Genomic DNA, 12,867 nt, shown 5'->3' on the forward strand with positions numbered 1-12,867 from the left:
CCAGCGGCGGCGACGACCGGCTGGCCTCGGACGAGTCGTTGCCGAGCGCTGCGCAGGAGCTGCGCAGCGAGCGTTCGAGCGCAGGCCTGGGCCTGGTGGATTACTACGCCTGAGTCCGGTCGCCGGGCCTGTTTCGCCAGCCTCGCATTCGCCCGGGCGGCCTGCCGGCCTCCCGGGCGAATGCATTTTGGATGACAGCCGGCGCGCACCGCTGTTAAATCCGCAGCCCAGAGTTAGACAAGCGAGCCGCTAGGCTGGCATAACACTTGCTCTCAACCCCCTGAAAGCGGAAAGAACTCCGACAGTGACGGATTATTGGCATGGCTAAGAAAGACACGGTGACCGGCGACGACCAGGGGGCCGGCAAGGGCAAGCTGAAGCTCATCGTATTGATAGTGCTGGCCCTGTTGCTGGCCGTTGGCCTGTCCATCGGTGGCACCTGGTTCGTCCTCAGCAAGGGCGACAAGGCCGCGGATGCCGAACCCGCGGCGGCGTCCGCCAGCGCGGCGCCGGTGCGCCAGGCGGCGCTGTACCAGGAGCTGATGCCGGCCTTCGTGGTCAATTTCAACTACCAGGGACGTACCCGCTACCTGCAGGTCAGCATGGCCCTGATGAGCCGCGACGCCGCCGGCCTGGACAAGCTCAAGGTGCACATGCCGGTGCTGCGCAACCGCCTGGTGATGCTGCTCGCCGGCCAGGATTTCGCCGCCCTGCAGAGCGCACTGGGCAAGGAGATGTTGTTGCAGCAGGCGCTGGCCAGCGTGCAGGAACTGGCCCAGCAGGAAACCGGCGGCACCGTGGTCGAGCAGGTGCTGTTCACCAACTTCGTATTGCAGTAGCCGGGAGCGAACATGGCCGTGCAAGACTTGCTGTCCCAGGACGAGATCGACGCGCTGCTGCACGGCGTCGACGACGGCCTGGTCGATACCGAGGACGCCGCCGAACCGGGCAGCGTCAAGCAATACGACCTGACCAGCCAGGATCGCATCGTCCGCGGACGCATGCCGACCCTGGAGATGATCAACGAACGCTTCGCCCGCTACACCCGCATCAGCATGTTCAACCTGCTGCGCCGCTCGGCGGACGTGGCGGTCGGTGGCGTGCAGGTGATGAAGTTCGGCGAGTACGTGCATTCGCTGTACGTGCCCACCAGCCTCAACCTGGTGAAGATGAAGCCACTGCGCGGCACCGGGCTGTTCATCCTCGACGCCAAGCTGGTGTTCAAGCTGGTGGACAACTTCTTCGGCGGCGACGGCCGTCACGCCAAGATCGAGGGCCGCGAGTTCACCCCCACCGAGCTGCGCGTGGTGCGCATGGTGCTCGACCAGGCCTTCGTCGACCTGCGCGAGGCCTGGCACGCGGTGATGGACATCAACTTCGAGTACGTCAACTCGGAGGTCAACCCGGCGCTGGCCAATATCGTCAGCCCGAGCGAAGTCATCGTGGTGTCCACCTTCCATATCGAGCTGGACGGCGGCGGCGGCGACCTGCACATCACCATGCCCTATTCGATGATCGAGCCGATCCGCGAGATGCTCGACGCCGGCTTCCAGTCCGACGTCGACGACCAGGACGAGCGCTGGATCAAGGCCCTGCGCGAGGACATCCTCGACGTCAGCGTGCCGCTGGCCGCCACCGTGGCGCGGCGCCAGCTCAAGCTGCGCGACATCCTGCACATGCAGCCGGGCGACGTGATCCCGGTGGAGCTGCCGGACAACGTGATCATGCGCGCCAACGGCGTGCCGACTTTCAAGGTCAAGCTCGGCGCACACAAGGGCAATCTGGCCCTGCAGGTGCTCGAGCCGATCGAACGTCAGCGCTGACGGCGCTGGCAACCCCATTGAGCCAGGCGAGGAAAGACGATGGCAACTGAAGAGAACACCAGCCCCGAGGAGCAGGCGCTGGCCGACGAGTGGGCCGCGGCGCTGGCCGAGGCCGGCGATGCCGGTCAGGACGACATCGACGCCATGCTGGCGGCGCAGGGCGCCGCTCAGCCTGCGGCGCCGCGCGCGCCAATGGAGGAATTCGGCAGCGCGCCGCCCTCCAGCAATCTGCCGGTCGGTCTGGAAGGGCCCAACCTGGACGTGATCCTGGATATTCCGGTGTCGATCTCCATGGAAGTGGGCAATACCGACATCACCATCCGCAACCTGCTGCAGCTCAATCAGGGCTCGGTGATCGAGCTCGACCGCCTGGCCGGCGAGCCGCTCGACGTGCTGGTCAACGGCACCCTGATCGCCCACGGCGAGGTGGTGGTGGTCAACGAGAAGTTCGGCATCCGCCTGACCGACGTGATCAGCCCCAGCGAACGCATCAAGAAGCTGCGCTGACCATGAATCGATTCCTCGTCCTGCCGTTGGCCCTGCCCATGGCTGCCCTGGCCGCCGAGCCCGCCGGCCAGGCGACGACGCCGCTGGCCGGCAGCGATATGGCCGGCCAGCTCGGCCAGTTGCTGCTCGGCCTGCTGCTGGTGATCGGCCTGATCTTCCTGCTCGCCTGGCTGCTGCGCCGGGTGCAGCAACTGGCGCCGCGCGGCGGCCAGGTGATCAAGCTGCTGGCCAGCCAGTCGCTCGGTCCGCGCGACCGCCTGGTGCTGGTGCAGGTGGGCAACGAGCAGATCCTGCTCGGCCTGTCCGCCGGGCGCATCACCCCGTTGCACGTGCTCAAGGAGCCGGTGCACCTGGCCGACGCCGAGCCGGCCACGCCGGAGTTCGCCCAGCGCCTGATGGAGCTGCTGGGCAAGGATCAGAAGGACAAATCCTGATGTTGCGTTTGTTGCTGGTGCTGCTGCTGAGCCTGGGCGCCTCGTTGGCCTACGCCGAAGATCCGCCGCTCGGCAGTTCGCTGATCCAGCAGGGCGGCAACCCGCTGTCGATCCCGGCCATCACCCTGTCCACCGACGCCGAAGGCCAGCAGGAGTATTCGGTCAGCCTGCAGATCCTGCTGATCATGACCGCGCTGAGCTTCATCCCGGCGTTCGTCATGCTGATGACCAGCTTCACCCGCATCATCATCGTGTTCTCCATCTTGCGCCAGGCGCTGGGTCTGCAGCAGACGCCATCGAACCAGATCCTGGTCGGCCTGGCGCTGTTTCTCACCCTGTTCATCATGGCGCCGGTATTCGACCGGATTAACCGCGACGCGCTACAGCCCTACCTCAACGAGGAGATCGTCGCCCAGGAGGCGCTGACCCGGGCCGAGGGGCCGATCCGCGACTTCATGCTGGCGCAGACCCGCGAGAGCGACCTGGAGCTGTTCGTGCGCCTGTCCAAGCGCACCGACCTCAATGGCGTCGAGGACGTGCCGCTGACCATCCTGGTGCCGGCCTTCGTCACCTCCGAGCTGAAGACCGCATTCCAGATCGGCTTCATGATCTTCATCCCGTTTTTGATCATCGACATGGTGGTGGCCAGTATCCTCATGGCCATGGGCATGATGATGCTGTCGCCTTTGATCATCTCGCTGCCGTTCAAGATCATGCTGTTCGTCCTGGTCGACGGCTGGGCGCTGATCATGGGCACCCTGGCGGCCAGTTTCGGCACCCTGTAGCGAGGCTCTGATGACTCCCGAGATCGCGGTAGACCTGTTTCGCGAAGCGCTCTGGCTGATCGTGCTGATCGTCGGTCTGGCGGTGGTGCCGAGCCTGGTGGTCGGCCTGATCGTGGCGATGTTCCAGGCCGCCACGCAGATCAACGAACAGACCCTGAGCTTCCTGCCGCGTCTGATCGTGATGCTGCTGACCCTGATCTGGGCCGGGCCCTGGCTGGTACGCCAGCTGATGGAGTACACCCAGACCCTGATTCAGAACATTCCCTACCTGATCGGATAGCCGGACGATGCTGGAGCTGAGCAACGAACAGATCGGCGGCTGGGTCGGCCAGTTCCTCCTGCCGCTGTTTCGCATCGCCGCCATGTTCATGGTCATGCCGATCATCGGCACCCAGCTGGTGCCGATGCGCGTGCGCCTGTACCTGGCCCTGGCGGTCAGCGTGCTGCTGGTGCCGACCCTGCCGCCGTTGCCGCAGGTCGATGCGCTGAGCCTGCGCAGCATTCTGCTGATCGCCGAGCAGGTGCTGATCGGCGCCATGTTCGGCTTCGTCCTGCAGCTGTTCTTCCACCTGTTCGCCGTGGCCGGGCAGATCATCGCCATGCAGATGGGCCTGGGCTTCGCCTCCATGGTCGACCCGACCAACGGCGTCTCGGTGCCGGTGCTCGGCCAGTTCATGCTGATGCTGGTGACCCTGCTGTTTCTGGCGATCAATGGCCACCTGGTGGTGCTGGAGATCCTGGCGGAAAGTTTCGTCACCCTGCCGTCGGGGCAGGGCTTGATGGTCAATCACTACTGGGAGCTGGCCGGCAAGCTCGGCTGGGTGATCGGCGCCGGCCTGCTGCTGACCCTGCCGGTGGTCACCGCGCTGTTGATCATCAACCTGGCCTTCGGCGTTATGACCCGCGCCGCGCCGCAGCTGAACATCTTTTCCATCGGCTTTCCGCTGACCCTGGCCCTGGGCCTGGTGATCTTCTGGGTCGGCCTGTCCGATTTCGGCAGCCTGTTCCAGGCGCTGGCCAGCGAGGCCCTGCAGCAGCTGGGCGAATTCGCCCAGGTGCGTTGAGGAGAGGCCATGGCCGAGAGCGAAAGCGGCGCCGACAAAAGCGAGGAACCCACCAGTAAGCGGCTCGAAGAGTCGCGCAAGAAGGGCCAGATCGCCCGCTCCAAGGAGCTCAACACCCTGGCGGTGACCCTCACCGGCACCGTGGCGCTGATCGTCTTCGGCGCCTACATGGGCAACGTGATGCTCGACCTGATGCGCGGCAACTTCAGCCTGCCGCGCGAGGTGCTGATGAGCGAAGGCAGCATGGCGCAGTACCTGCTGGCCTCGGGCAAGCATGCGCTGCTGGCCTTGCAGCCGTTCTTCATCGCCCTGCTGATCGCCTCGGTGATCGGCCCCATCGCCCTCGGCGGCTGGCTGTTCTCCGCCGAGGCGTTGCAGCCCAAGGCCAGCCGGATGAACCCGCTGGCCGGGCTCAAGCGGATGTTCTCGGTGCAGGCGCTGGTGGAGCTGGTCAAGGCGCTGGCCAAGTTCCTGGTGATCCTGGCGGTGGCGCTGGTGGTGCTGGCGGTGGATCAGGACGACCTGCTGGCCATCGCCAACGAGCCGCTCGAGCCGGCCATCCTGCACAGCCTCAAGGTCGTCGGCTGGAGCGCGCTGTGGCTGTCCTGCGGGCTGATCCTGATCGCCGCGGTGGATGTGCCGTTCCAGCTGTGGAGTCACAAGCAGAAGCTGAAGATGACCAAGCAGGAGGTGCGCGACGAATACAAGGACACCGAGGGCAAGCCCGAGGTCAAGGGGCGCATCCGCCAGCTGCAGCGCGAGATGGCCGAGCGGCGCATGATGCAGGCGGTGCCGCAGGCCGACGTGGTGATCACCAACCCGACCCACTTCGCCGTGGCGCTGAAATACGACCCGGACAAGGGCGGCGCGCCGGTGCTGCTGGCCAAGGGCGGCGACTTCCTGGCGCTGAAGATCCGCGAGATCGCCCAGGAGCACCGGGTCATGCTGCTGGAGTCGCCGGCGCTGGCGCGGGCGGTGTACTACTCCACCGAGCTGGAGCAGGAAATTCCCGCTGGCCTGTACCTGGCGGTGGCCCAGGTGCTGGCCTACGTCTACCAGCTGCGCCAGTACCAGGCCGGCAAGGGCAAGCGCCCGGGGCCGCTGCCCGATCTGCCGATCCCGCCGGACCTGCGCCGCGACGAATAAAGCGGGTGGAACCCTGGTTGGGCTGAACGCAGCGAAGCCCAACAGAAGCAGAATTGGTGGGCGGGAAGCGTTGGGCTTCGTCGCTGCGCTCCTCAACCCAACCTACGTGCTCGTAGGGTGCGCCGTGCGCGCCAAGGATCGGTAGGTTGGGCTGAGCGCAGCGAAGCCCAACCCGAGCAGAGTTGGCGGTCGGGGCGCGTTGGGCTTCGTCGCTACGCTCCTCAACCCAACCTACGTGCTACGTGCTTGTAGCTTGCCGCTGCCTTTCTGGAACGCTTCTTGCCATTACCCCAGCAGGGCGCAGTTTCGCGTCAAAAGATTGAATCGGCTGGGGTAGGGACGTGGCAGTAGATCGCGCACAAATCATTGGAGAGGTACGCAGCAACCTGGCGGGTCTGCGCCACGGCAACCTGGGTATCCCGCTGCTGCTGCTGGTCATGCTCGGCATGGTCATGCTGCCGATCCCGCCCTTTCTGCTCGACGTGCTGTTCACCTTCAGCATCGCCCTGTCCATCGTCGTCTTGCTGGTCAGCATCTACGCCCTGCGACCGCTGGATTTCGCCGTCTTCCCCACCATCCTGCTGGCGGCCACCCTGCTGCGCCTGGCGCTGAACGTCGCCTCGACCCGCGTGGTGCTGCTCAACGGCCACGAGGGCCACGGCGCGGCGGGGCAGGTGATCCAGGCCTTCGGCGAGGTGGTGATCGGCGGCAACTACGTGGTCGGTATCGTGGTGTTCGCCATCCTGATGATCATCAACTTCGTGGTGGTCACCAAGGGCGCCGGGCGTATCTCCGAGGTCAGCGCGCGTTTCACCCTGGACGCCATGCCCGGCAAGCAGATGGCCATCGACGCCGACCTCAACGCCGGCCTGATCGATCAGGCCGAGGCCAAGAAGCGCCGCAGCGAGGTGGCCCAGGAGGCCGATTTCTACGGCTCGATGGACGGTGCCAGCAAGTTCGTCCGCGGCGACGCCATCGCCGGCCTGCTGATTCTGTTCATCAACCTGATCGGCGGTATCGCCATCGGCGTGCTGCAGCACGGCCTGCCGTTCGCCGAGGCGGGCAAGGTCTACACCCTGCTGACCATCGGCGACGGCCTGGTGGCGCAGATTCCCTCCCTGCTGCTGTCCACCGCCGCCGCGGTGATGGTGACCCGGGTGTCCACCTCCGAGGACATGGGCGCCCAGGTCAACCGGCAGATGTTCGCTTCGCCGCGCGCGCTGGCGGTGGCGGCGGCGATCATGATCGCCATGGGCCTGGTGCCCGGCATGCCGCATTTCTCCTTTATCAGCCTGGGCCTGGTGGCCGCCGGCGCCGCCTACTGGATCGCCAACAAGCAGCGCAAGACCAAGGAAGAGGAGGTCAGGGAAGTGCAGCGCCAGCAGGAGCTGCTGCCGGCGCAGAAGGCGCAGGAGGTCAAGGAACTGGGCTGGGACGACGTTACCCCGGTGGACATGGTCGGCCTGGAGGTGGGTTACCGGCTGATTCCGCTGGTCGATCGCAACCAGGGGGGGCAGCTGCTGGCGCGGATCAAGGGGGTGCGCAAGAAGCTCTCGCAGGAGATGGGCTTTCTCATGCCCTCGGTGCATATCCGCGACAACCTCGACCTGGCGCCCAACGCCTACCGCTTGACCCTGATGGGCGTCAGCGTGGCCGAGGCCGAGGTCTACCCGGACCGCGAGCTGGCGATCAACCCCGGCCAGGTGTTCGGCCCGCTCAACGGCATCGCCGCCAAGGATCCGGCGTTCGGCCTGGAGGCGGTGTGGATCGACCCCAGCCAGCGCGACCAGGCGCAGTCGCTGGGCTATACCGTGGTCGACGCCAGCACCGTGGTCGCCACCCACCTCAACCAGATCCTGCATAAGCACGCCCACGAGCTGCTGGGACACGAGGAAGTGCAGCAGCTCATGCAGCTGCTGGCCAAGAGCTCGCCGAAGCTGGCCGAGGAACTGGTGCCGGGGCTGGTGTCGCTGTCGACCCTGCTCAAGGTGCTGCAGGCGCTGCTGCAGGAGCAGGTACCAGTGCGCGACATCCGCACCATCGCCGAGGCGATCGCCAACGTCGCGCCGAAGAGTCAAGATCCCGCCGCGATGGTCGCCGCCGTTCGTGTGTCGCTGGCCCGCGCCATCGTGCAAAGCATCGTGGGACTAGAGCCGGAGCTGCCTGTGATCACCCTCGAGCCCAGGTTGGAACAGATATTGCTCAATAGCCTGCAGAAGGCCGGTCAGGGCAGCGAGGATGGCATCCTCCTCGAACCGGGCATGGCCGAGAAGCTGCAGCGTTCCCTGGTGGAAGCAGCGCAGCGCCAGGAAATGCTCGGCAAGCCGGTGATCCTGCTGGTGGCCGGGCCGATTCGGGCGATGTTGTCGCGCTTTGCGCGGTTGGCGGTCTCCAGCATGCACGTGCTGGCCTACCAGGAAATTCCGGACAACAAGCAGGTCACCATAGTCGCCACTGTGGGCCAGAACTGAGGTAAAGGGTCATGCAGGTCAAACGCTTCTTCGCCGCCGATATGCGGGCCGCCATGAAACTGGTGCGAGACGAGCTGGGCGCCGATGCCGCGATCATCGGCAATCGCCGGGTGGCCGGCGGCGTCGAGCTGACCGCCGCGCTGGATTACCAGGTGACGCCGGCGCCGGTACGGCCGAACCCGGCCCTGGAAGCCGAGCTGCGCAAGACCCAAGCGCGCATCGCCAGCGCCCAGGCCGAACTGGCCACCCGTGCCGAGCAGGACGCCGGCAAGGATCGCCAGCTGTTCGCCAACGAGTCGCTGGTGGCGCCGGAATTGCCGGCCACCCCGGTCAAGCCACAGCGCCCGGCCGAGCCTGCACCGGTGCAGCCTGCGGTCGATCCGCGCGCGCTGGACGCCATGCGCTTCGAACTGCACGGCCTGCGCGAACTGATCGAAATGCAGCTCGGCTCCATCGCCTGGGGCCAGCTGCAGACCCGCCGCCCGCAACAGGCCAACCTCTGGCGCCGGCTGCAGCGCATGGGCCTGTCTGCCGAGCTGTCGCAGGCGCTGCTGAACAAGGTCGCCGACGTCGCCGAGCCGCGCCAGGCCTGGCGCATGCTGCTGGCCTACCTGGCCCACGCGATCAAGACGCCGAAAATCGAGCCGCTGGAAGAGGGTGGGGTGATCGCCCTGGTCGGCCCCGCCGGCATGGGCAAGACCACCACCCTGGCCAAGCTGGCGGCCCGTTACGTGCTTAAGCACGGCGCGCAGCAGGTCGCCCTGGTGAGCATGGACAGCTATCGCATCGGCGCGCAGGAGCAGCTCAAGACCCTGGGCCGCATCCTCGGCGTGTCGGTGACCCAGGTCGACCCCGGCCAGTCGCTGCTGCAGGCCCTGGCGCCACTGGCGAAGAAACGCGTGGTGCTGATCGACACCGCAGGTCTGCCGGGCAACGACCCGGCGCTGCGCCTGCAGCTGGAGAGCCTGGCGGCGCGCGGCCTGCAGGCGAAGAATTACCTGGTACTGGCGGCCACCAGCCAGAGCCAAGTGCTCAAGGCCGCCTACCATAGTTACAAGCGCTGCGGCCTGGCAGGCTGCATACTGACCAAGCTGGACGAAGCCGCCAGCCTGGGCGAGGCTTTAGGTCTGGCTATAAGCCAGCATCTGCCGGTAGCCTATGTCGCCGACGGCCCGCGGATTCCGGACGATCTGCAGGTGCCGCGCAGCCACCAGCTGGTCAGCCGCGCGGTGGGCCTGCAGGCCGCCGAGGAGCCGAGCGAGGACGCCATGGCGCAGCTGTTCGCCGGGCTCTACCAGAGCCCGGCGCGACGCGCCGGCTGAGGCAGCGAGAAGAGAATGTTGCACCCTCGGGCGACACCGTCGCCGGAGTGAACGGCCGGATGGCCAAGTCGAAGTTAGACAAGGTGTGTAGAAAACATGGGTATGCATCCCGTACAGGTGATCGCGGTGACCGGCGGCAAGGGTGGCGTCGGCAAGACCAATGTGTCGGTGAATCTGTCCATGGCCCTGGCCGATCTCGGTCGGCGGGTGATGCTGATGGACGCCGACCTCGGCCTGGCCAACGTCGACGTTCTGCTGGGGCTGGCGCCCAAGCGCACCCTGGCCGATGTGATCAGCGGCGAGTGCGACCTGCGCGACGTGCTGCTGCAGGGGCCGGGCGGCATCCGCATCGTGCCGGCGGCGTCCGGCACGCAGAGTATGGTCAACCTCTCGCCGATGCAGCACGCGGGGCTGATCCAGGCGTTCAGCGAGATCAGCGAGAATCTCGACGTGCTGGTGATCGACACCGCCGCTGGCATCGGCGATGCGGTGGTCAGCTTCGTCCGCGCCGCCCAGGAGATCCTGGTGGTGGTGTGCGACGAGCCGACCTCGATCACCGATGCCTACGCGCTGATCAAGCTGCTCAACCGCGACCACGGCATCAGCCGCTTCCGCGTGCTGGCCAACATGGCCCACAGCCCGCAGGAAGGGCGCAACCTCTTTGCTAAGCTGACCAAGGTGACCGATCGCTTCCTCGACGTCGCCCTGCAGTACGTCGGCGCCGTGCCCTACGACGAGTGCGTGCGCAAGGCCGTGCAGAAGCAGCGCGCCGTCTACGAAGCCTTCCCACGATCCAAGTGCGCCCTGGCGTTCAAGGCGATAGCCCAGAAGGTCGATACCTGGCCGCTGCCGGCCAACCCCCGCGGCCATCTGGAGTTTTTCGTCGAACGTCTGGTGCAGCAACCGACGGCAGACAGCGCCGTATGACAGCAGCTTCTGGACTTCGTATGTACAACAAGGCGCAGGCGCAGGATTCGCAGCACCAGTTGATCGAGCGCTATGCGCCTCTGGTCAAACGTATCGCCTATCACCTGCTGGCCCGTCTGCCGGCCAGCGTGCAGGTCGACGACCTGATCCAGGCCGGCATGATCGGCCTGCTCGAGGCCTCGCGTAAATACGACTCCAGCAAGGGTGCCAGCTTCGAAACCTTCGCCGGCATCCGCATCCGCGGCTCCATGCTCGACGAAGTGCGCAAGGGCGACTGGGCGCCCCGTTCGGTGCACCGCAACAGCCGCATGGTCAGCGACGCGATCCGCGTCGTGGAAGCGAGAACCGGGCGCGACGCTAAAGATCAGGAGGTTGCGGCCGAACTCCAATTGAGTCTGGAAGATTACTACGGCATCCTTGGCGACACTTTGGGCAGCCGCCTGTTCAGTTTCGACGACCTGTTGCAGGACGGCGAGCACGGCGGGCTGCACGAGGACGCCGGGCACACCCACCTCGAACCTTCGCGGGACCTCGAAGACGAACGCTTCCAGGCGGCATTGGCCGAGGCCATCGCCGGTCTGCCGGAGCGCGAACGTCTGGTGCTGGCGCTGTATTACGATGAAGAACTGAACTTGAAGGAAATCGGCGAAGTGCTGGGGGTCAGCGAGTCGCGCGTCAGCCAGTTGCACAGCCAGTGCGCCGCGCGTCTGCGCGCGCGCCTGGGCGAGTGGCGCGCCAGCTGAGTCGGTTTCACGATTAAAGGACGTCATTGCGTGTGCAATACGTTTGGGACTGTACGGAGGTCGACTTGGACAAGAACATGAAAATCCTCATCGTTGACGATTTCTCGACGATGCGACGGATCATCAAGAACCTCTTGCGTGATTTGGGTTTCACCAACACCGCAGAGGCCGACGATGGCACCTCGGCGCTGCCCATGCTGCAGAGCGGCAGTTTCGACTTCCTGGTGACCGACTGGAACATGCCCGGCATGACCGGCATCGACCTGCTGCGTGCGGTGCGCGCCGACGAGCGCCTCAAGCACCTGCCGGTGCTGATGGTCACCGCCGAGGCCAAGCGCGATCAGATCATCGAAGCGGCCCAGGCCGGCGTGAACGGCTATGTGGTCAAACCCTTCACCGCCCAGGTGCTGAAGGAAAAGATCGAGAAGATCTTCGAGCGGGTCAACGGCTGATGTCGGCCGCGAGGGTGCTATGGAACACGATGACTCCATCTTGGGCGACCTCGAGTCGACCCTGAAAAGCAACGCCCGCGAGTTGGTCGACAGCCTGGAAAAAGGCAACTTCGGCGCCGCGGTACAACTGATCAACGAGCTCAACAAGGTCCGCGACCGCGGCCTGTACCACGAGGTCGGCAAGCTGACCCGCGAGCTGCACAACGCCATCGTCAACTTCCAGCTCGATCCGCGCATGCCGCATGCCCAGGAGCTGTCGCAGATCGCCGATGCCACCGAGCGCCTGAATTACGTGGTCACTATGACCGAGAAGGCGGCCAATCGCACCATGGACCTGGTCGAGCAGAGCGCACCGCTGGTCAACGACCTCAGCGACGAAGCGCAGAGCCTGAGCGCCGAATGGGGCCGCTTCATGCGCCGCGAGATGGGCGCCGAGGGCTTTCGTGAGCTGGCCAAGCGTATCGAGCTGTTCCTCGCCCGCAGCGAGCGCGACAGCAGCAAGCTGTCCGGTCATCTCAACGACATTCTGCTGGCGCAGGACTACCAGGACCTCACCGGGCAGGTGATCAAACGCGTCACCCAGCTGGTCACCGAGGTGGAAAGCAACCTGCTCAAACTGGTGCTGATGGCCAGCCAGGTCGACCGTTTCGCCGGCATTCAGCACGACCATGAGCAGCTGCGCGCCGAACAGGAAAAATTAAAAGAGCCATCTCGGGGTGAAGGTCCGCAGATTCATGCCGATAAGCGTGATGACGTCGCCTCCAGTCAGGACGATGTCGACGACCTGCTGTCCAGTCTAGGATTCTAAGGAGTTCCCCCCTATGAGCTTCGGCGCCGATGAAGAAATCCTCCAGGACTTCCTGGTAGAGGCCGGCGAGATCCTCGAACAGTTGTCCGAACAGTTGGTCGAGCTGGAAAGCCGCCCGGACGACATGAACCTGCTCAACGCCATTTTCCGCGGTTTCCATACCGTCAAGGGCGGGGCGGGATTCCTCCAGCTCAACGAGCTGGTGGAGTGCTGTCATATCGCCGAGAACGTCTTCGACATCCTGCGCAAGGGTGAGCGACGCGTCGACGCCGAGCTGATGGACGTGGTGCTCGAAGCCCTGGATGCGGTCAACGGCATGTTCGGCCAGGTGCGCGAGCGCAGCGAGCCGACCCCGGCGTCGGCCGAGCTGCTGGCGGCGCTGTCG

The 12,867-nt window shown here is 65.6% G+C and carries 15 protein-coding genes; all 15 read left to right on the top strand.

The features are described 5' to 3' along the window. The first annotated feature begins 320 nt into the window (after positions 1 to 320). Positions 321 to 839, top strand: a complete 519-nt coding sequence (gene fliL, locus N878_RS00685) for a flagellar basal body-associated protein FliL (RefSeq protein WP_021441776.1) — start codon at positions 321 to 323, stop codon at positions 837 to 839. 12 nt (positions 840 to 851) lie between these two features. Further along, positions 852 to 1,823, top strand: a complete 972-nt coding sequence (gene fliM / locus N878_RS00690) for a flagellar motor switch protein FliM (protein WP_021441777.1) — start codon at positions 852 to 854, stop codon at positions 1,821 to 1,823. A 39-nt stretch (positions 1,824 to 1,862) separates the two neighbouring features. After that, positions 1,863 to 2,330, top strand: a complete 468-nt coding sequence (fliN, locus tag N878_RS00695; protein WP_021441778.1) for a flagellar motor switch protein FliN — start codon at positions 1,863 to 1,865, stop codon at positions 2,328 to 2,330. A gap of 2 nt (positions 2,331 to 2,332) precedes the next feature. Next, positions 2,333 to 2,764, top strand: a complete 432-nt coding sequence (gene fliO, locus N878_RS00700) for a flagellar biosynthetic protein FliO (RefSeq protein WP_021441779.1) — start codon at positions 2,333 to 2,335, stop codon at positions 2,762 to 2,764. Beyond that, complete coding sequence (gene fliP, locus N878_RS00705) at positions 2,764 to 3,549, top strand: flagellar type III secretion system pore protein FliP (protein ID WP_021441780.1); 786 nt, start codon at positions 2,764 to 2,766, stop codon at positions 3,547 to 3,549. The genes fliO and fliP overlap by 1 nt, the downstream gene beginning before the upstream one ends. A gap of 10 nt (positions 3,550 to 3,559) precedes the next feature. Continuing rightward, positions 3,560 to 3,829 (top strand): flagellar biosynthesis protein FliQ, encoded by a 270-nt coding sequence (gene fliQ, locus N878_RS00710; RefSeq protein WP_021441781.1) that lies wholly within the window; start codon positions 3,560 to 3,562, stop codon positions 3,827 to 3,829. Between the two features lie 7 nt (positions 3,830 to 3,836). Further along, positions 3,837 to 4,613, top strand: a complete 777-nt coding sequence (gene fliR / locus N878_RS00715) for a flagellar biosynthetic protein FliR (protein ID WP_021441782.1) — start codon at positions 3,837 to 3,839, stop codon at positions 4,611 to 4,613. Positions 4,614 to 4,622: 9 nt separating this feature from the next. Beyond that, positions 4,623 to 5,759, top strand: a complete 1,137-nt coding sequence (gene flhB, locus N878_RS00720; RefSeq protein WP_021441783.1) for a flagellar biosynthesis protein FlhB — start codon at positions 4,623 to 4,625, stop codon at positions 5,757 to 5,759. A 341-nt stretch (positions 5,760 to 6,100) separates the two neighbouring features. Beyond that, on the top strand, positions 6,101 to 8,230 hold the full coding sequence (gene flhA, locus N878_RS00725; protein WP_021441784.1) for a flagellar biosynthesis protein FlhA: 2,130 nt from the start codon (positions 6,101 to 6,103) through the stop codon (positions 8,228 to 8,230). Positions 8,231 to 8,241: 11 nt separating this feature from the next. Then, positions 8,242 to 9,552: a flagellar biosynthesis protein FlhF gene (gene flhF / locus N878_RS00730; protein ID WP_021441785.1), complete on the top strand. Its 1,311-nt coding sequence runs from the start codon at positions 8,242 to 8,244 to the stop codon at positions 9,550 to 9,552. Positions 9,553 to 9,648: 96 nt separating this feature from the next. Further along, on the top strand, positions 9,649 to 10,479 hold the full coding sequence (gene fleN, locus N878_RS00735) for a flagellar synthesis regulator FleN (protein ID WP_031302501.1): 831 nt from the start codon (positions 9,649 to 9,651) through the stop codon (positions 10,477 to 10,479). Next, positions 10,476 to 11,222 (top strand): RNA polymerase sigma factor FliA, encoded by a 747-nt coding sequence (gene fliA / locus N878_RS00740; protein ID WP_031302503.1) that lies wholly within the window; start codon positions 10,476 to 10,478, stop codon positions 11,220 to 11,222. Before fleN ends, fliA begins: the two co-directional genes overlap by 4 nt. Before the next feature lie 77 nt (positions 11,223 to 11,299). Next, the gene (locus tag N878_RS00745; protein ID WP_169968482.1) at positions 11,300 to 11,674 is read left to right on the top strand and encodes a chemotaxis response regulator CheY; all 375 of its coding nucleotides are present in this window, start codon (positions 11,300 to 11,302) and stop codon (positions 11,672 to 11,674) included. A gap of 19 nt (positions 11,675 to 11,693) precedes the next feature. Next, positions 11,694 to 12,482, top strand: a complete 789-nt coding sequence (locus N878_RS00750; RefSeq protein WP_021441788.1) for a protein phosphatase CheZ — start codon at positions 11,694 to 11,696, stop codon at positions 12,480 to 12,482. A gap of 13 nt (positions 12,483 to 12,495) precedes the next feature. Next, a partial coding sequence (locus N878_RS00755; RefSeq protein WP_036987132.1) for an Hpt domain-containing protein occupies positions 12,496 to 12,867 on the top strand: 372 nt, incomplete at its 3' end.

It is taken from the genome of Pseudomonas sp. EGD-AK9 (assembly GCF_000465935.2).
Taxonomy (GTDB): Bacteria; Pseudomonadota; Gammaproteobacteria; order Pseudomonadales; family Pseudomonadaceae; genus Aquipseudomonas.